Origin of the sequence: Vibrio sp. HB236076 (assembly GCF_040957575.1) — a bacterium.
In the GTDB taxonomy this organism is placed as follows: Bacteria; Pseudomonadota; Gammaproteobacteria; order Enterobacterales; family Vibrionaceae; genus Vibrio.
Map to the genome: position 1 here is coordinate 1,514,818 of NZ_CP162601.1, position 19,725 is coordinate 1,534,542.

The 19,725-nt window shown below is 43.0% G+C and carries 14 protein-coding genes and 1 pseudogene; 12 read left to right on the forward strand and 3 right to left on the reverse strand.

What is annotated here, in order from left to right:
• Nucleotides 1-45 precede the first annotated feature (45 nt).
• On the forward strand, nt 46-1,818 hold the full coding sequence (gene phaC / locus AB0763_RS06550) for a class I poly(R)-hydroxyalkanoic acid synthase (protein ID WP_306099945.1): 1,773 nt from the start codon (nt 46-48) through the stop codon (nt 1,816-1,818).
• Nucleotides 1,819-1,930: 112 nt separating this feature from the next.
• Here the strand turns inward: phaC and rsmF are convergent, their stop codons facing one another.
• The 3 genes from rsmF to AB0763_RS06565 form a co-directional block, all read right to left on the reverse strand.
• Nucleotides 1,931-3,349, reverse strand: a complete 1,419-nt coding sequence (gene rsmF, locus AB0763_RS06555) for a 16S rRNA (cytosine(1407)-C(5))-methyltransferase RsmF (protein WP_306099946.1) — start codon at nt 3,347-3,349, stop codon at nt 1,931-1,933.
• A 192-nt stretch (nt 3,350-3,541) separates the two neighbouring features.
• Complete coding sequence (locus tag AB0763_RS06560; protein ID WP_306099947.1) at nt 3,542-6,175, reverse strand: PqiB family protein; 2,634 nt, start codon at nt 6,173-6,175, stop codon at nt 3,542-3,544.
• 7 nt (nt 6,176-6,182) lie between these two features.
• Complete coding sequence (locus AB0763_RS06565) at nt 6,183-7,412, reverse strand: paraquat-inducible protein A (protein ID WP_306099948.1); 1,230 nt, start codon at nt 7,410-7,412, stop codon at nt 6,183-6,185.
• Between the two features lie 222 nt (nt 7,413-7,634).
• Here AB0763_RS06565 and AB0763_RS06570 point away from each other — a divergent pair, with 222 nt between their 5' ends.
• The 11 genes and pseudogenes from AB0763_RS06570 to AB0763_RS06620 all read left to right on the forward strand — a co-directional run bounded on the left by AB0763_RS06570 (nt 7,635) and on the right by AB0763_RS06620 (nt 19,681).
• Nucleotides 7,635-8,111: a GAF domain-containing protein gene (locus AB0763_RS06570; RefSeq protein WP_306099949.1), complete on the forward strand. Its 477-nt coding sequence runs from the start codon at nt 7,635-7,637 to the stop codon at nt 8,109-8,111.
• A gap of 95 nt (nt 8,112-8,206) precedes the next feature.
• Entirely contained in the window at nt 8,207-8,821 is a 615-nt protein-coding gene (gene proQ, locus AB0763_RS06575; protein ID WP_306099950.1) for an RNA chaperone ProQ, read from the forward strand.
• A 17-nt stretch (nt 8,822-8,838) separates the two neighbouring features.
• Entirely contained in the window at nt 8,839-10,842 is a 2,004-nt protein-coding gene (gene prc, locus AB0763_RS06580; RefSeq protein ID WP_306099951.1) for a carboxy terminal-processing peptidase, read from the forward strand.
• Nucleotides 10,843-10,951: 109 nt separating this feature from the next.
• Nucleotides 10,952-11,629 carry a hypothetical protein gene (locus AB0763_RS06585; protein ID WP_306099952.1) on the forward strand — a complete coding sequence of 226 codons (678 nt, stop codon included), beginning with the start codon at nt 10,952-10,954 and terminating at the stop codon, nt 11,627-11,629.
• A gap of 164 nt (nt 11,630-11,793) precedes the next feature.
• Nucleotides 11,794-12,564: pseudogene (pepN, locus tag AB0763_RS06590) on the forward strand (aminopeptidase N); the annotation flags it as partial.
• A gap of 94 nt (nt 12,565-12,658) precedes the next feature.
• Entirely contained in the window at nt 12,659-14,395 is a 1,737-nt protein-coding gene (locus AB0763_RS06595) for a recombinase family protein (RefSeq protein ID WP_306099954.1), read from the forward strand.
• A gap of 33 nt (nt 14,396-14,428) precedes the next feature.
• Nucleotides 14,429-14,740 (forward strand): hypothetical protein, encoded by a 312-nt coding sequence (locus tag AB0763_RS06600; protein WP_306099955.1) that lies wholly within the window; start codon nt 14,429-14,431, stop codon nt 14,738-14,740.
• Between the two features lie 36 nt (nt 14,741-14,776).
• Nucleotides 14,777-15,427 (forward strand): hypothetical protein, encoded by a 651-nt coding sequence (locus AB0763_RS06605; RefSeq protein ID WP_306099956.1) that lies wholly within the window; start codon nt 14,777-14,779, stop codon nt 15,425-15,427.
• A gap of 102 nt (nt 15,428-15,529) precedes the next feature.
• Nucleotides 15,530-17,704 carry a DNA-directed RNA polymerase gene (locus AB0763_RS06610; protein ID WP_306099957.1) on the forward strand — a complete coding sequence of 725 codons (2,175 nt, stop codon included), beginning with the start codon at nt 15,530-15,532 and terminating at the stop codon, nt 17,702-17,704.
• A 331-nt stretch (nt 17,705-18,035) separates the two neighbouring features.
• Nucleotides 18,036-19,040 (forward strand): ParB N-terminal domain-containing protein, encoded by a 1,005-nt coding sequence (locus tag AB0763_RS06615; protein ID WP_306099958.1) that lies wholly within the window; start codon nt 18,036-18,038, stop codon nt 19,038-19,040.
• A gap of 101 nt (nt 19,041-19,141) precedes the next feature.
• A complete protein-coding gene (locus tag AB0763_RS06620) occupies nt 19,142-19,681 on the forward strand; it encodes a resolvase (protein ID WP_306099959.1) in 540 nt (179 codons plus the stop codon).
• Nucleotides 19,682-19,725: the final 44 nt, after the last annotated feature.

Here is a 19,725-nt window from a genome sequence, read left to right on the forward strand (position 1 = left end):
CCGCTCATGGTAGAGCGGCGCTTTTTCAGTGAATAGGAGTCCAATATGTTTCAAAATTTCTTCAGTGATTATTTGAGTCAGATTCAACAAGTGAACCAACAGTGGTGGCAGGATTTTGATCAAAATTCCTCTTCAATGTCCACATCATTTAACAAGGCGATGCAAGATGTGACCATTGAAGACACGACTGAACTGTTTAACAAAGCCAGTCAACAACCTGGTAATTTATTGAAAGTTCAGCAGCAGTGGTGGGAGCAACAACTCAAAATTTGGCAGAGTATTTTACCGGGTGAGCAATCACCAGATGTGATAGAGCCTGAAGTCGGTGATCGCCGCTTTCAAGACCAATCTTGGCAAAGCGATCCTTATTTTAAATGCATACAACAGTCCTATCTCTTGTTTAGTCAAAGCTTCTTATCCACTATTGAAGCGGTTGAGGGGCTGGATGATAAAGTCAAAGAGCGATTGACGTTTTTTTCGCGTCAAGCCATCAACGCACTGTCTCCGAGTAATTTTATTGCGACTAACCCTGAACTACTGAAAATTACCCTTGATAATCAAGGGGAAAATTTAGTTAAAGGAATGGAAGCATTTAAGCAAGACGTCGAGCAAAGCGCAGATGTGTTAAAAATTCGCATGACTAACCAACAAGCTTTTGACATTGGCACCGATGTTGCCAGTACGGCTGGTGACGTGGTTTATAAAAACGATTTAATTGAGTTAATCCAATATAAGCCTAAGTGTGAAAAAACGCTCAGTACACCGCTTCTAATCGTCCCGCCATTTATTAACAAGTACTATATTCTCGATCTGCGTGAAAAAAACTCAATGGTGAATTGGTTACTTGAGCAGGGCCACAGTGTCTTTATGATTTCTTGGCGCAACCCAGGAAAAGCGCAGGCTAATGTCAATTTTGAGGATTATGTCCTCGATGGCGTCGTCAAGGCCGTTAGTGCTATAGAAGAGATCACTGGGCAAGAGCAGATCAATGCTGCGGGGTACTGTATAGGTGGTACCGTATTGGCTATGACGATCGCTTATTATGCGGCGAAAAGAATGAAACGTCGTATTAAGTCGGCTACTTTTTTCACGACCTTACTTGATTATAGTCAACCCGGTGAAGTTGGGGCCTATATTAATGATCCCGTGATACATGCTATCGAACAGCAAAATAACGCACTGGGCTACATGGATGGCCGTTCACTGAGTGTGACGTTTAGCTTATTGAGAGAAAATAGTCTCTATTGGAACTATTACATCGATAATTACCTCAAGGGACAAAGGCCGATGGATTTTGATCTCTTGTACTGGAACAGCGACAGTACCAATGTTTCTGCAGCCACTCACAATTTCTTGTTGAGAAAATTGTACTTAGAGAATGCTTTAGTACAAGACAAAGGTGTTAAAATTGGTGGTGTGTGGATTGATTTGAATAAGATTAAAGTCCCTAGTTACTTTATTTCTACCAAAGATGATCACATCGCTCTGTGGCAAGGTACTTACCGAGGGGCATTAAAAACCGGGGGGAATAAGGTTTTTGTATTAGGGCAATCTGGCCATATCGCTGGCATAGTCAATCACCCTGATAAAAATAAATACGGCTATTGGGTTAATGATTCTCTTGAGGAAAATGCTGACGAGTGGTTAGGTCAGGCGGATTATCAGTCGGGGTCTTGGTGGCTTCATTGGCACCAGTGGTTACTTGGCTTTAACCAAGCCGAATGGGTTGAACACTTTCCGACAGGGAATGAAAACTACCCAGTACTTGGTCCCGCTCCCGGAGATTACGTAAAGCAAACCTTGCCTATAGAAGAATGAACCACCTATATTATACAGGCTATGCAACACAAATAAGGGGACAGTCAGTCCCCTTATTATTATTGTCGAGTCGTGCAATAGCTCGTTAATATCAGGTTGGTTATGGACCGCTTTAGAAAAGATTATTATCGCGAACTAATTCCCTTGGTAAGCCATTTTTAATTCGATTACTTACCCATTTACCCAGTCCAAGAACCATACCTTGGTAAGTCACAAGTACCTCACCTTTACCCGTTATGGCAGGGCGAACATCTCGGCCCATAAACCATTCACGCGCTTCTTCTGTCGACAACTCACAACAATGTGAAGGTGCGATATGATGACCAAGGCAGGTTGCCAACTGATGCTTCCAGCGAACGCCTTTGTTGTAGGTCTCCGCTATTTTAATTCCAATACGAGAAAAGCGAACTTTGTTGAGTAGTGGATTTATTGAGCTTGGAAAGAGCCACACTTCTTTGTCTCTGAACCACAGTTCTAGATGTTCGGGCAACGTTAATTCAAAATCGCGTTGAAGTTGCTCTGAAATAGCCTGTTTTTGACCACGAGTGGCTTGAGTGAAGGGAAGTTTACCTTTCTTCGTTTTGTTGGTGCCGGTCATGGTTGAAGTGTTTTTTGTAAATCGAGCTATGAAAAAACCTTCACTATCAAAAGTTTGTGGAAAAACGTGCAAGTATCCCTCTTTGGTCAGTGCATTTTCACATTGCGGGAAAAGCGATGTGAGAGGATCAATAGAAACCGCATCTCCAAATACCTCTAATAAATATTGGCAAATCTGTTGGTTTTCTTCAGGGCTTAAAGTGCAAGTTGAATACACTAATCGACCACCTGGTTTTAGGGCGTGAAATGCACTTTCAATCAGTTGCTTTTGAGTCTCAGCAATAGAGAGACATGATGCCTGAGACCAGTTTTTCAACGCATCGGCATCTTTGCGTACCGTGCCTTCACCGGAGCAGGGCGCGTCGAGTAATACCGCATCGAAGGCCTCAGGTAGCCAGTCTTTAAAAATACTGGCATCAAAGTGTGTGAGAGCGGTGTTGACAACGCCACAGCGCTCGATGTTCGAGTGCAGGACTTTTAACCGACTGGCAGAATATTCGTTGGCGATTAAGAGGCCTTGATTATTCATTTGCGCGGCTATTTGCGTTGTCTTTGAGCCAGGGGCTGCTGCACAATCGAGTATCGTTTGGTAATTGTTCTGATTTTGAAACAGTGCCGTGACTGGTAGCATGGAGCTGGCTTCTTGAATATAAAACCACCCTGACATATGCTCTGCGCTGTTGCCTAGTGGTGTTTGATTTTGTTCTTCAATCCAGAAACCGTGTTCGCACCAAGGGATTGGATCTAAATGCCAGCCTTTTTGTTTTGCACGCTCGATAAATTGTGACGGGGTCACTTTTAGTGTGTTGATCCGAATACTTTTTCTTAAAGGGCGCTGGCTCACTTCCAGAAAGCGATTGAATTCATTTGCATCTGGCAGCAGTGCCGCCATCTTATCAAGAAAAAGGGGGGGAAATTGGATACTCGGATTCAAAGTGCTATCTCATTATTAAAACGATAAGCTTATCAAATTGTCGATTGGCTTCCCAGTCACAAGAGAAGATAAAAAGTTCTGAATGTACACTTTGAATGGGTGGGGAAGGATTGGAAGTGACAAAGAATCACACCGAGTCGCGAATAAACGTCTCGGTGCGATTGAGTGAACAACTCAGCGAAAAATCACGGCTTAGTTTGGGTTGGGAATCGCGGTTTGCCAAGTTAACCAAGCCTCTTGGACGTGTTCATGCAGTAAAAATGAACGACCAGATTGCGCCTGTGGCTGTAAGGACTCTTCGGGGGTTGAGAAAGCGATCCCTCCTTTTAGCACACTATCGAGGGTTCCGGCCCGAATTTGTGCGCCACTCAGACCAAGAGAAATATCAATCCCTGAGGCATTCCAAAACACGCTGTTTTCTCTGATCAGATACGCGTATTCTCGTTGGACCTCGATGGTCGATATAATTCGGTCTGATAAATGTCCTAGTTGTATTTGGCTAACGCGCCCGACTTGAATACCTCGATAAAGTACAGGTGTACCGACTGAAAGTGAGCCTTTATTAGCACTTTGTAAGGTAAACGTTGCGGAGCCTTCTAAAGGTTGCGTGGTGAGCAATGCAAAACGCGTTTGTTTCGCATTTTTGTCCGTCACTGAGGGAGAAGCATTGATGTAAGGCTGGATAATTGCGTCCACATTTTTTATCCCTTGAATGCCAATTTCAGGCTTTGCCAACCAATATTGGGTGCCTTGTGTGGTAAATAAGGCAGAGAATTTAGGGAAAATACGCGCGTTCGCAATGGTTTTTCCTTGCTGAAAGTCTGGGGTCAATTCTGTAATACGACCAATCGTGATCCCTTGCGAGCGAATATCCATACCGACACTCACTTGTTGTTGGGCGGTAACGATAAAGCTGACGTTCGTACCGTAATCTTTAGCGGCCTGTTGATCGTTGTATAACTTCCAGGCGTTGTCGGTCTTATTTTCAATATCTGGAAGAGTATCAAATTCGATCCCTCCTTTGAGTAACGCTTGTAGCGGTGACGCTTTGAGAGAAACACCAGCGGCAGAAGCATTAAATTCCAATCCTGAACGCGCCCAAAAAACGGTATTATCATTGATTAAGTGGCGATAGGCATTGTCAATTTTTATATCAATGTTGACGCCGTTGGCAGTCAGTTGGTACTGATCAACACGCCCAACAGCAATGTTCTTGTAGAGAATAGGACTGCCCACCTGGATACTTGGCAGCGTTTTCGCTTCAAGTGTGAAATGGCTAAAACCGCTTTGTTCTTGTTTGGCAAGCTTAGACTGAAGTTCGCTTTGAAAGAGGTGATACTGAGTTTGATTGCTGATTTTGCCTTCGCTGGTGAAGCTTATTGTGCCAACCACCAATTGGCGCAATGGCGGCATAGAAAGACTTAAGCCGCCATCGTCAATCGCAGCGTTAATATTATTCGTGACAAAAAAGCGGTTGTCGGTTTTAAGTAATGGCGTGTATTCACTATTAATGAGAACGCGGATCTCCACGTTGCGAGCAGGGCTGGTCTTATTCAGTGATAGTTTCACAACTTGGCCGACTTTTATCCCTTTGTACAAGACATTGGCGCCATTTTCTATGCCGTAAGTATTTTCCGCACTGAGGGTAACAATACGGCTGCCAGGTTGCTTTTCGAGGTAATCGGCTTTTCGTAAAGCGATAAAATCTCGGCTGTTGTCGTTATTTTTTCCAGGTATCACACTGATGTAGTTACCGCGTAACAAATTGCCGAGATTTTTTACTCCTGAAAGGGAAACTTCCGCTTCTTCTAAGACAAACTGACTGTCACTGGATAAAAGATCTGTAAAGGCAGGTTGGATCGCTGCAGAAGCCAGGGTTTGATTACCATCAAGTGTTACATCGGTAATTTCGCCGACTTCAATGCCTTTATACATGATCGGAGCGCCACTACTGTTGATGCCGTGTTCAGATGGCAAATTAATGTGGATAGGAATACCACGCCCAGCTGTTCGCAAGTCGGGAAATAACGTAAAAACAGGGTACTTTTCATGCTCGGTTCCGTGATCAGGTGAATCAACCGCGATGGCCCCTGAAATTAAGCCACTAATACTTTGCATCTGTACGTTAATACCACTAAGACCGATTTCTGTACTTATGCCGCTCATATTCCAAAAACGGCTTTTATCATTGATGAGGTGGCGATACTTGTTGTCGATACTGGCTTGTAAAATAACCGAGTTATCTTGCTCATCAAGTTGATAGCTGTAGACTTCACCAATGGGGATTTTTTTGTAGTAAACTTTTGAGCCAACGGCTAAGCCACCTAAATCCTCAGCTTTGAGTGAAATGTTTAAACCTTGTGAAGCTTCGATGTCTTTTGGTGCTTGGGTTAAGGCTTTAAACATTTGGGGAAAATCTTCTGATGCTTCTCCTGGGTAAATCGAAATGTAATTGCCTGATACTAAAGCATCTAAACCAGAAATACCGGATAAGCTTGCCGTGGGCTTAACTAACCAAAACTTAGTATTCTCACCGAGTAACTGGGTGGCTTCCGGATAGATATCGACATCGGCATAAATACTACCGAGGTCATTAGACAGATTAATTGAGCGCACCATGCCTACTTCTAGGCCTTGATATTTAACGGGCGTTCTACCCGCCACAAGTCCTTGTGCTTCGGTAAAGTTAATTTGAATGCGTTCGCCGGCGTCGTGGATTGATTGATAAATTAACCAAACAGCGAGACCGAGTGCGACTAAAGGCAGTAACCATAATGGGGATAACGGGATCCCTTTTCGCACTTGAGGTGAGTAGTGTGAGCTCATTTTGCGATTATTTTCCGTGTTGAGTGTTAGTTTGTGAGTAGCCCCAAATGACTCTTGGATCAAAACTTTCAGCTGCCAGCATAGTAAAAATAACGACGAACGCAAAGGCGACCGCTCCTATCCCTGGCATAAAATTTAAAATTTGACCGCGATCAATCAAAGTCATCATTATCGAGATAACGAATAAGTCCATAACAGACCACTTACCAATCCATTTGACAACAAAATAAATCGCCATGCGTTCTTTTTGCCAAAGGTGCGGCCAGCAGTGGGTTACAATCAAAATAAACAATAAACCGATAACTTTTGCTACGGGGACCGCGATGGATGCAATAAATATGATAGCGGCAATGCCGTAAAAGCCATTGCCGACCAGTGTTGTAATTCCAGAAAAAATAGTGTCTTCAGCGCGCTGTCCATTAGTGGTAAACACCGAAATAGCAAGATAGTTTGCAGGGATTAGGGCAAACAAAGCCGTCAATAAATATGCCCATGTATGACTAAACACATTCGGTTTGATTTTGTGTTGCGCCGCGTGGCAACGCGCACAATGGCTACCTGTTGGTTGGGATAAATTGCACTCTAAGCAATGGTAGTCAAATTGTTCGAATTGATAGTTGCGCTCGTGTTTCCAATGCTGCCAATACTGGCTTGGCCTTGCTCTTATGATTAATAAAATCGTGAGGATTTGTAGTAAAACCAAGCAGTAAAGGGCTGGGCCAATAAAGATATCAGCATAATCTCGAAGTTTAAAACAGGCAATGGCAACACTCACCAAATAGACATCGATCATCATCCAATGTTTCATGTGCTTGAGAGCCGTCATCGAGTTTCTTAAAAGTCGAAAACTGCGTTTGTGAAAAGCATAGTGCGCAGTGATCACCGATGCACAAACGATCAAAGGTGCAATAAGGCTGCAAAATAAGACGACGATGGCTAAGAAGTCAAAATCGGCTTTAAACATCCCCCAAATACCAGTGAGTAAGGTGGCTTTAATATCCATACCCAACAGATGTATGTGAATGAAATGGTAGTAACAACTTGGCAAAAAAAGCATCAGACAGGTAATGGCAATGGCTAGATTACCATCAAGCGATGCTTCACCACCGCGATACAGTAAGCTTCGACATCGAGGGCAAATAGCAGATTGGCCATTTTTTAATTTTGGTTGAGTCACGGGCAGGTGGCAGCCGTGACAATGCTTGTGAATTGATGTCGTGTGTTTTAAATCTGACACTCAAGTTTCCTGTATCGGCGTTGAAAAAAACAACCTATTGACCATTGCCGCGCTGCTTTCTTTGATCAAATTAAGCACAGAAAAGGCGTTGAGGCTGAGTGTTTTTTCAGCGAGTGGAAATAAAAAAGACTTTAACATTACTTTTCACTGTACACCATGTCTGTTTACGGTGATAGTATGAGGTTTTATTGTACATGATTTAGCGTAATAATAGGTTTTTAAATGACTTTTGAGCAATACCAATCTCTGACTAAACAAGCCGTCGCTTTGATTGATGGTGAGAGTAACTTGATTGCAAACCTCTCAAACATCAGTGCTTTGTTATCGATGAGCTTGGATAATCTTAATTGGGTTGGGTTTTATTTACTCGACGGTGAAGAACAATTAGTACTGGGGCCTTTTCAAGGAAAACCCGCTTGTGTACGCATTCCCGTTGGCAAAGGCGTTTGTGGTACTGCCGTGGCTAATCAACGTGTTGAGCGTGTCGAAAACGTCCACGACTTTGTAGGACACATCGCTTGTGATGCACAGAGTAACGCCGAAATCGTGATACCGTTTTCTCTTAATGGTAAAATTGCAGGCGTACTTGATATTGATAGCCCTGTGATCGGTCGCTTTTCCGACGTAGATGAGCAAGGGTTGACTTATCTGATGACAGAAATCGAGAAATTGCTTAATTCGCACACGAATGCCGCATAATTCCGCGTCTTGTTGTGGTTTTTCATAATTTGGCCATTATAATACTTCAATATTTTTCATCCTCTGCGGACTAGCCGCAACAATCAGGAACCCTCATGACTGAAAAGTTAAAAAACAGCAAAGAAATCATTGCCTATATTGCTGAACTATTCCCTCAATGCTTTACTCTAGAAGGTGAAGCGAAGCCTTTAAAAATAGGTATCTTTCAAGATCTTGCTGAACGCCTTGCTGACGATGAAAAAGTCAGTAAAACTCAACTTCGCGCGGCTTTGCGTCAGTACACGTCTTCTTGGCGATACCTGCACGGTGTAAAACCAGGGGCGGTTCGTGTTGATCTTGATGGCCAACCGAGTGGGGAGCTTGAAGAAGAGCACGTTGAACATGCGAAAGCAACGCTTGCCGAGAGTAAAGCCAAAGCGGCTGCTCGTCGTAAAGAAAAAAACAATCAAGCGCGTGAAGAAGCTAAATCTAAACCGCGTAAAGATATTCCTGCTCGTCGTAGCAAACCGAAGTCGCAAAAGCCGTCTCCTAAGCCCGTTGAAACTCGTGCACTTGCCTCTGATGAACTAGAAAATGGCAAAGCTGTCAATGTCAATGTAGGCAAGGGAAATATGGCCGCGACGATAGTCGAAATTAACAAGGATGATGTGCGTGTTCAGCTCGCCAATGGCCTACAAATGGTTGTTAAAGCGGAGCATCTACGTGCATAACGGAGAATCTCCTACGCATGAAATGCCTTTCTAAAATTACATTTATTGCTGCCAGTATTGCGCTGGCAGCCACAGCTCAAGCTGTTGAGCCAACGCTTAGCCTAAAAGACATACCTACTTTGCAGGCTGAACCCCAGCACGAAGTTGCCAGTAAAAGAGTGACGTCGCGTTTTACCCGCTCGCATTATAAACATTTCCAGCTCAACGATGAATTTTCGACATCGATTTTCGAGCGATACATGGAAATGCTGGACTACAACCACAACCTTTTCACGCAAAAAGAAATTGAAGGCTTTCAACCTTGGTCAATTGAACTTGATGATCAGCTCAAGTCCGGGGAAACCAGCATCGCTTTTGACTTATATAACTTGTCGATGAAAAAGCGTTATCAACAATTGTCGTATTTCTTGAGTCTACTCGATACGCCAATGACTTTTGAAACTGATGAAAGTATTGAAATTGATCGCAGTGACGAAGCGTGGCCTACAGATCAAAACGCAATTGAGAATTTGTGGCGTAAAAGAGTTAAGTATGACGCGTTAAATTTAAAACTGACTGGTAAAGAGTGGCCAGAGATTAAAACGACGTTGGCCAAACGCTACAACAGTGCGATAAAACGTTTGAGTCAGACACACAGTGAGGATGTCTTTCAGCTTTACATGAATGCATTTGCTCGTTCTGTCGATCCTCATACCAGTTATTTATCACCTCGCAGTGCAGAGCAGTTTCAATCCGAGATGAGTTTGTCACTTGAGGGCATTGGTGCCGTCTTACAAAGTGATGATGACTACACCGTCATTCGATCTTTAGTTGCTGGTGGCCCTGCAGACAAAAGTAATCAACTGAATGAAGGTGATAAAATTGTCGGAGTGGGACAAGAAGGGGAAAAAATCCAAGATATTATTGGTTGGCGTTTAGATGATGTTGTTGAGCAAATTAAAGGCCCGAAAGGATCTAAGGTTTACTTACAAGTGGTTCCGCAAGGGAAAGGCGCTAAAAGTCACGTTGTCACTATTGTCCGAGATACAATTCGTTTAGAAGACCGAGCTGTCAAATCAAAAGTCATCGATAAAGAAGGAAAAAAAATAGGTGTCCTTGAGGTCCCTAGTTTTTATGTCGGACTTTCTGAAGATACTGATAAATTGTTAACTGAGCTGAAACAGAAAAACGTTGACGGTATTATTGTCGATTTGCGTAACAATGGTGGCGGCGCATTATCTGAAGCTACGGCACTGTCTGGGTTATTTATCACTGAAGGGCCGATTGTTCAGGTTCGCGATAGTTATGGGCGGATCAATGTCAACCGCGATACTGATGGCAAAGTGAGTTACTCTGGGCCAATGACAGTATTGATCAATCGCTATAGCGCTTCTGCGTCCGAAATCTTTGCCGCAGCAATGCAAGATTATGGCCGAGCGATTATCCTTGGTGAGAATTCATTTGGCAAAGGCACGGTTCAACAACATCGCTCACTCAATCACATATATGATTTGTCCGATATCGATTTAGGTTACGTGCAATATACGATACAGAAATTCTATCGAATCAACGGTGGTAGTACTCAAAACAAAGGGGTGATCCCTGATGTTTCCTATCCAACGGCGATAGATCCTAAAGATACCGGTGAAAGTGTTGAAGACAATGCATTGCCATGGGATCAGATAAAACAAGCGGAATATTTGCCCTTGGCTGATGAACGCAGTGAAATTGCCTACTTGAACAAGCAGCATCAGCAACGGGTCGGTCAGGACATGGAGTTTTCTTTTATTCTTCAAGACATAAAAGAATACCAAGACAATACTGAAAACAACTTTATTTCTTTGAACGAGAAAACCCGTTTGGCTGAAACAGAGCAAGATGACAACAAACAATTACAGCGTGTTAATCTTCGTCGCCAACAGTCCGGAGAGTCAATTTATCCCGATGTTGAGTCGATTCCTAAGGACTATCAAGCGCCAGATGCTTATTTAGATGAGTCGGTTGATGTGATGATAGACATGCTCAATTGGCAATCAAAATAGCAATGAATATTCTCGTTATCACAAGCCCTTCCTCGTGAAGGGTTTTTTTATGGCTATTATTTGGATTATGCCTGATAGAAGACTAAGCTTTAAGTAACTAAGGAGGCGTATGATGAAAACGCTTGTCTGTCGTCAAATTATTGTTGGTATCCTCGCTTCGTTTTTTATCTCAAGCCCGGTCCGTGCCTTTGAAGACCCCTCACTGTTTCCGCAACCTTTTTTATTAGGTGATTGGAATTTTTATTCTAAGTCGCGTGAGCACCCAGTTTCCTTCGAACGCTTACAGTTAACTTTAGATTCTGATTACCAATTTAGATTTCTTGTTTATCAATCTGACCAAAGTGTGAGAGAGTGGCGCGGTGTTTATCAAGCCGATCGTGCTAATTTAATACTGGGTGCGAACTCTTCAACACCGCAAACGTATCACTATCAATTCAGTCACAACCAATTGGTATTAGATGGCGTTCATTTTACAAAAAAATTGCCTTCACCATTGGCAGGAGTATGGAGCAGCAATTCACTAACGGATAATAAAGGGCATCCAACTTGGCTTACTCAGCTTGATCTAAGACTTCAACCAGATTTTCTTTTTTCAATGACGCTTCGTGGCTCTGGCGGTGAACATCAAACCCGAACGGGTATTTTTTATATCGACAAACAGTACTTAGTATTTCTATATGAATTAGGTGAAGAAAGCAGTCGTTATCAAGTTCGTCGTAATCAGCTTGAGTTGATCAGCGAAAGTGGTGATGTGGTGGCAAAATTAAAAAGACAAGTCTTAAGGTAAAGATGAGTAACCCTGTTAGCGAAAATTAAATACTGTATATAAATACAGTATTCATGTTCTGTTCGTTATTATTATAAAACAAGTTCAATATCAACTGTGTTTTTTGCTGATTCTTGCAAGCTGATATAAAGTAGAAGGGTATAAACTATAACAAGGACTTAACTATGTCTGAGCTTCCACAAGCCAAATATCGTCATGATTACACACCGCCTTCACACCTTATCTCACAGATAGCATTAACGATTGAACTCGATGATCATCAAACTCACATTGAGGCGGTCTCTACCGTTTCACAGCATGGAAGTGACAATCGTTTATTGCTCGATGGCGAAGATTTGCATCTCCAAACCGTCGAAATTAACGGTAAGCCTTGGAGCCATTATCAAGAGCGCAAAGGACAACTGGTACTTGAACAATTACCAGAACATTTTGAGATGCGCATTGTGACGACAATCGATCCTGTTAATAACACCGCATTAGAAGGACTCTACAAATCCGATGGTGCGTTTTGTACTCAGTGTGAAGCCGAGGGGTTTCGTCGTATTACCTATTACCTGGATCGGCCCGATGTGCTTGCGGTGTTTACGACGACGATTATTGCTGAACAACATTCTTACCCTTATCTACTTAGCAATGGTAACTGTGAGGCAAAAGGGGAGCTTGACAATGGCCGTCATTGGGTACGTTGGTCTGACCCTTACCCTAAACCTGCGTATTTATTCGCTTTGGTAGCCGGCGATTTTGACGTGTTAAAAGACACTTTCATGACTCGTTCTGGCCGTAAAGTTGCGTTGGAAATCTTTGTTGACAAAGGAAACTTGGATCGCGCTGAGCATGCAATGAATTCGCTTATTGCCTCTATGGCTTGGGATGAACAGCGTTTTGGCCTTGAGTACGATCTCGATATTTATATGATAGTGGCGGTTGATTTTTTCAAGAATAAATCCACATTTGGTAAAACTTCGTTGAGCGGCTCTGAAGCCTTATTATATAATGGCTCGCGGTGTTTAACTACGTGGAAAGATAATAGTGATAACAGCTTATTCTTACTTACGTCTCTCAACCAAGGAGCAAATAAAAGGGGATGGTGTACGCCGTCAAATGGAAGCCACTGAGAAGGCTTGCAAGGAAAACGGCTGGCAACTCTCAAAGACAACATTTCGTGATTTAGGGCGTTCTGCTTATCACGGCCATCACCTCAAGCATGGTGACTTCGGTACAATTCTACAACTCATAAAAGAAGGTGTTATAGCTTCAGGTAGTGTTCTCATTCTAGAGAACGTAGACCGTATGAGTCGTCAAGATCCTCAAGAATCTGTCTACATGATGCTCGATATTATTCGTGCAGGTGTGAAGATATACACGTTACACGATAAGCGTCTCCACGAGAGAGAAGGTAACGATAACTTCATGAACCTCATGGTATGGGCGTTAGCTGCTGAACGTGCTCACGATGAATCACGTGTGAAATCTGAACGTGTTCGTCAAGCTAAAGCAGAAAGACGCAGACAGGCTCGTGAAGAAGGTAAGGCAATTGTTGGCCGAGTACCTTCATGGATACGCAAGGTGACTCCAAAAGACGGTGAGCCATATTACGAACTTGATGAAGAACGCGCACAAGTTGTCCGTTTAATCTTCCAGTTAAAGCTGGATGGTCATGGTTTAGGTGCGATAACCAATGAGCTAGTTAAACGAGGTATCCCACCAATGGGAAACCGTAATGTTCGTAAAGACCTAGCTCCGAAATGGCAAGTTAGTACGATTCGTAAGTGGCTGTCCTCCCCAACGGTTTACGGTCAATATCAACCGCATATCCGTGTAGACGGTAAGAAAGTACCTGAAGGAGATCCAATTGATAACTTCTATCCTGCTGCGGTAGGCCGCGAGACTTTCTTGAAGGTTCAGAGCATCTTAGGTAAGCACTCTAGAGGCCGCACAGCTGAAGAGGGGGAGAATGTCCTTAGAGGTCTTCTACGTTGTGCTTGTGGAGGTAACTTGAGCCTTCACATCACGAAGAAAGGAGACAGGCGCTATAAATACCTCCGCTGTAACCACGACTTTATGGACTCGTGTCAAAGTAAACGTTTTGATTACGATGGTGTTGAATCCCTTCTATTAAGGGCGGTGCATTCAATTGATTGGGTAGATGTCCTGAACGTTCAATCAGGTAAAAACAAGGACTCGATCAAGACTCTTAAAGAGCGTAGGGATGTTCTAGAGGCAGACTTAGAAGAAACCCACAAGCGTATGCTTAACCTCTCTAACCAGTTGGAGCTAATGGACGAGCCTTCTGCTTTCCTCCTGAACCGTTTAAGCGAGCTAGAGAAAGGTGCTAAAGAGAAGAAGGCTGCTTTAGAAGAAGTAGAGAGAGAACTACGCTCTTTAGATCGCGTAGAGGAAGAGGCGAATAGCAAGTTTAGAAGTAGTTTCGAGATTGTTGAGTTGATCGGGTTTAATACCACTCAGATTGATAAAGAGGACTTGGTCAAGAAGCGAGTGAAAATGAACGCTGTCCTGCGGAGGGAGATAGACCATATTTTAGTGACTAAGGTTGACGGTCAGGATTGGTGGGTTTGGTCGGCTGTCACTACAAGCGGTATGCCTCTTTTTGACTTAAAGGTTAACGCTAAGGCTACTAGGGGGCTTATTGAAAGCGAATTCTCCACTATGCCTGAGCTAAGCTACTATAAGGTCGATAGGAGAAAGTACAACAAGGCAAATAGAAAACAATCAGGTTTAGTTGACAATGCGGAACTAAAATCATAAATTTATGCCGATATAAACGTTAAGGTAAAGGCTATGAAACCAACCAATATAAGACTATTTGAGCTTGTTTGTAAGTCAGCTAAAGCAACCTACATCCAATCTATTAATGATCACCTTGGGGCTCAGTTCTGGTCATACATCCAAGATGAGTTGAAGTCCAATGTGAGGCGTTTGAAGGCTCTTTTAGATGCTCAAGAAGACTTACCCTCTACGGAAAAACTTGAGGATCTCTTGAAGGTGTCAGAGAAGGCTTACTCTACAGAGAATAGGCAGTTATTGGTTGGTCACTTGGAATACATACACGAGACACTTGAAGATATTCAAAGTGATTGGATTAAAAAATAACCTCCCTTCGTATAAGAATAACTTAGGGGTATCTATATGAGTTCTACTATTTCAATTGAAGTTTCACCAAAAGAAGCACATCTACATTTAATCCAACGTCAACGAGAAGAAGAAGCTAAAGCTTATGCTCGTAAGAAGGCGAGGGAGAGGCAGCAGCAATTGGCGTCTATGGGAATGTATGGTGATCTAGACGGTTCACGTAAAGAGGTTCAATCGCAGTTAGATAAGGCAATCGAAGGTTTTGAGAAGTTTTTGGAAGGTAAGTATCACTCGTTAAGTAAAACAGCGAAGCTACTACCAATTTTAAAAACAATACCTAAGAAAGACCGTGAGGCGCTTATATCTGATGCTTTAGACGTAATGTTAAACTCAGTGGACAATGTGAGTCTTACTGGTGTGGTTCACCGCTTAGGTGATCTTGTAGAGGTCTCAGTGAACTTCATACGGGAACGAGAAGCAAACAGTAAGCTGACTTCTAAATTAAAACGAGCTCTGGAGCAACAGTCTAGCGCAGCAGGACGCATGAGGGCGATTCAATACTCTCTTAGAGTTAATCACCAAACATGGGAAGAGTGGAGTCCTGATGTAAAAGTGGTCTTAGGTCAGATAATTCTTCACGTTCTAATGGAATCAACTGACTTGTTCGAGACTGAAACACGTGAGGTTAACGCATCTAGTTATTTCTAAAAGTTCATCATTGTTGTTTGTTGCAACATATAAACTAAATATTTAAAATTAAGCATCGAGGGTTTATAGCCTTCGGTGCTTTTTTTGTTATGAGGTGAGGAAATGAAAAGAATCGACACTTTCTTAAAGTTATCTCCTAAAGCTGCTGAGAGAATCAATAAACACGCAGAAGCAGTAATCGCAACGGCTAACTGCCGTCTTCCTATGGTTGTACCTCCTGTAGAGTGGAAAATGGGTATGACTGATGGTGGTGCATACCTTACTTCATACAGTCCACTTTCACTCTTTAAGACTCGCAACAGAGAACTACTAAAGCAGATACGCGAAGTTAAGAGCCCCGAGTTCGTTCATTTTCTTGATGGTCATAATGTTGCTTCACGTACAGGTCATTGCATTGACGTTGAGACGCTTAACCTATTAAAGATGATCGTTAAGCAGCCTCGTAAGTTTGCCAAGCTACCTAGCTTCAACGATGAAGAGGAAGAAATACCATTAATGGAAGCAGACCTACGAACTGCTCAAATGATCTTGGAGAGTAAGCCTAAGAGCATCTCAAATAACGAATACCTAAAGCGTCTAGACGGTGAGCACAAGGTAATCGTGAAGGCTCTAATTGATTGGCGTAAGAAGAAGCAGAAAGCGCGTCAAAAGGCGGTAGAGAAAGCAGGTGCGAGAAGTAACCTCCTACGTACCATAGAGATCGCTGAGAGTCTAAAGCATTACTCATCAATATATTTTCCTACACAGTCTGATGATCGCGGTCGTGTTTACTACGCAACACCTCTTTTAAACCCTCAAGGTGCAGACCATGAGAAGGCTCTTATCTTGTTCGATGAGTCTAAGGAAGTAGGTAAAACAGGTTGGGACTGGATGCGAATCAACGTAGCTAACCTGATGGGCTACGACAAGGCTAACTTCAAGAAACGTATTGCTTACGTAGAGGCTCATAGAGAAATGATTGAGTCGTGCGTAACGAACCCTATGAGTGATTTCCGTTGGGAAGACACAGATAAACCTTTCCAGTTCCTACAAGCTGCTCGTGAGCTAGTTAAAGCTTGGTCTATGGAAGACCCTACCAAGTTCAAGAGCCGTGTTGGTATCGCTTGTGATGCGTCTTGTTCTGGTCTTCAGATTCTAGGCACGCTGACTCGCTGCGAATCCTCAATGAAGTTCACTAACTGCCTACCTGCTGAGGTAGATGAGAACGGTGAAGAGTTCATGCAGGACATTTACGGTGAAGCTGCTCGTATTGCTTCTGACTTGATGCGTAAAGTTGCTAAGGGTGAGAAAGAGGCTCGTAAGTACCGTGAAGCAGACTATGAGATTAAAGGAAGACCTCTTAAAGACCCTCAGAAAGAAGCTGAACGTGTAGCTAAACAGTTAGCCAAAATCGAAGAACAAATTGCTAAAGATGAAGAGCAACGTAAAGCTGACCGTGAACATGCTGAGAAGCTCTTAAACTGGTCTTACGCAATGAAGGATGAACACAGCTTTACTCGTAACTGGCTGAAGCGTAACACCATGACGTTCTTCTATGGTTCTGCTCAATTCGGTATGCGTGATCAGCTTATCGTTGACCATCTAGAGCCTGAGTACAACAAGGCAATCGAGGTGGTAGGCAAAGAGGGCGATCCTACTTCTCTAGGTTTCCCTTGGGCTACTCTAAAGGATGCGAAAGACGCGGCAACTGTGGCAGGTAACATCAATTACGATGCTATTTGTGCAATGGCTGAACGTCCTTCAAGAGTGATGCAGTCATTACAGCGTTATGCTGAGTTAATCGCCAAGTCAGGTAAGAAGATGCGCTGGACAACACCTCTAGGTCTAATTGTCGAGCAACGCTATGAAAAAGTAGAGAAGTATAAAATCGACTCTATGATTACTGGTCAGAAGCGTATGCAGACAACAACGCAACGTTTAACAGGGGAGGTTGATGTTAACGGTCAGAAAAATGGTGCAGCTCCTAACTGGGTTCATTCTCTGGACGCCTCTTTGTTACTGAAGGTTCTTTCATTGGGTTATAAAGAGCATGGCCTCAAACACTGGCGAGTAGTTCATGATTCTTTCGCTGTCCACGCTGCGGATACCGAGACGATGGTTACTCTACTAAAAAACACTATGGCAGATATGCTTGATAGAGACCTCCTAAAGCGAACTGCTAAAGAGCTAGAAGAACAGATTGATGAAGAGTATCACAAGGACATTATCCCGTTCCCTGAGCTTGGTGATGAAGCACTTATTGATAAGCTACGTTTAGCACAATATCCATTCTGTTGATTATGAAACCCATTTAAATGTAAGGGATGCCGTATGGTGTCCCTTTTTTTATGCTTAATTTCAGATTAGAAAAACTTATGTGAATCTTTAAAAAAAATCAAATAGTACACCTTCGTGTTTTGTTCACTATGCTGAACTAAATTAATAAAATTGTCATTAGTTGCCTCTGGTTGTGATCCCCTTACTTCTAAGCATGTAACGACACGTGCGCCTTACGTCATTTCTCAGAGGCAATCACCTAAATCGTCCGCTCCAAATACCTCCCTTCCTTTAGGAGTGATGGCGATTCCTCCTTAGAGATTTCTTAAAGACTAACGTTAAGGTGAACGAAATGACTAAAACTACTATGACTGTTGCTATTGCGGATATTACTTTCGAACGTGCTCTTCAATTCCGTACCTACACAGACGCAACACACGTAGCGGATCTAGCTTCAGTTTGGGAAACAGACGGTAAATTCCAAGACCGTCCTGTTCTTTCTCGTGTAGTAGACGAAAAAGGTGACGTTAAGTATTACGTTAAGGACGGTACTCATCGAATCCTTGGTGCTAAAGAAGCAGGTGCAGAAGAGATTGAGGTTGATGTAATAGAAGTAGAGGACTTCGAAGGTGCTCTCTTTGAGGCTATCGACGTAAACACCCGTCATGGTAAGGCTGCTACTGTTGATGATCTGAAGCTTATCATCCGAGCAGTTAAAGATTCGTCACGTGTACATGAGTTCAAGAAGTCTCGCTTCGCATGGGACAAGAATAAACTTCGTGCTCTCCTGAAGTGCTCTCCACGAAAATTTGAACGTGCAATCGTAGATACTAACGCTGAGTTCGACTTGGAGCGTGACTACGAGATCCAGAAGCTACATGAAGCAGGGGAAAGTAACTCTGCTATCGCACGTATCACTGAGTGTCCACGTACAACTGTTATCCGTGTTATTGCAGCTTACGAAGAATCTAAGACTGTCCATTCTAGCCAAATGGCTAATTTGGACACCTCAGAAGATGAACTGGGTGGTCAACCTGTCCAATCTAGCCAAATGGCTAATTTGGACACCCCTAACGAAGACCTAGAAAATCAACCTGCTACTTTTAGCCAAATGGCGGAAAAGAGCACCCCTTGGGATGACGATGTGATCGAACTGACAGACGACTACGACTTCGAAGATGATGTAGCAGAAGACGTTGATAACCTGATTAGCTCTCTATGTCGTCAAGAGGAGTTAAATGTAGTGAAACACACGGCAACTCCTAAAGTGGATATTGAGCAGTGGGCTGCTATGTTCTTCTCCATGTCTTCGGAGGAGCAAACAAAAGCTCTATCTGCAATTAATGTTATCAAATAGTTCACCATCGTTATTGATTCTTATGTGTGAACTTTGTGGCCGTCCTTCGGGGCGGTCTTTTTTTGCTTCCCTTCCTATTAGGTACAAACAAAGGAGGTTCTATGTTTTCAGGTACAGATCCATCCAAGCACCCTAAGTATGACCGAGCCTTGAAGGTCTTAAAGCTAATGGGAGAGGGAATGGAAGCTCATCAAATGGCTAAAGTGCTAGGTCGGCCACTTAGCACCATTTACAAACACATCACTGCTTTCCGTCACTTGACGGGAAAAGAAGGCATTCATAAACAAAACGTAGCGTTTAACGCTTTGTTCTTTGTCCGTATGGGTATGTCACAGCGAGAAGTAGCGCGATCACCTCTGTTTTCCATTGATCACAAGTTTATTTCTGACTTATGCGCTATGGATTGGGCTATTCGAACCCTCATGGGAAACATCAACGTTGAAGCTATCAGTGCAATGGTCGAGCTAGGTCTAAAAGCTCAGCAACGGGATCTTGAATCTGTCCGTGAACCTATCGCTGCTCTCTCTGATGCCTTTGACACTTTCTTGTGTTGTCTCCCTAACGATATTTCTCCTCACCTAGAGGACTCGATTACAGATCTAACGGAAGCCGTAATAGAGCTAGAAGACCGAGTGAGCTAGTCCCTTCCTATTAGATTGAATTACAAGGATTTTATAATGAGAAC

Coding starts and splice junctions, on each gene's coding strand:
- AB0763_RS06560 (WP_306099947.1), bottom strand. CDS start 6,175: ATGAGCTCACACTACTCACCTCAAGTGCGAAAAGGGATCCCGTTATCC.
- AB0763_RS06610 (WP_306099957.1), top strand. CDS start 15,530: ATGAAAAGAATCGACACTTTCTTAAAGTTATCTCCTAAAGCTGCTGAG.
- AB0763_RS06615 (WP_306099958.1), top strand. CDS start 18,036: ATGACTAAAACTACTATGACTGTTGCTATTGCGGATATTACTTTCGAA.
- AB0763_RS06605 (WP_306099956.1), top strand. CDS start 14,777: ATGAGTTCTACTATTTCAATTGAAGTTTCACCAAAAGAAGCACATCTA.
- AB0763_RS06585 (WP_306099952.1), top strand. CDS start 10,952: ATGATGAAAACGCTTGTCTGTCGTCAAATTATTGTTGGTATCCTCGCT.
- proQ (WP_306099950.1), top strand. CDS start 8,207: ATGACTGAAAAGTTAAAAAACAGCAAAGAAATCATTGCCTATATTGCT.
- AB0763_RS06600 (WP_306099955.1), top strand. CDS start 14,429: ATGAAACCAACCAATATAAGACTATTTGAGCTTGTTTGTAAGTCAGCT.
- phaC (WP_306099945.1), top strand. CDS start 46: ATGTTTCAAAATTTCTTCAGTGATTATTTGAGTCAGATTCAACAAGTG.
- prc (WP_306099951.1), top strand. CDS start 8,839: ATGAAATGCCTTTCTAAAATTACATTTATTGCTGCCAGTATTGCGCTG.
- AB0763_RS06570 (WP_306099949.1), top strand. CDS start 7,635: ATGACTTTTGAGCAATACCAATCTCTGACTAAACAAGCCGTCGCTTTG.
- AB0763_RS06620 (WP_306099959.1), top strand. CDS start 19,142: ATGTTTTCAGGTACAGATCCATCCAAGCACCCTAAGTATGACCGAGCC.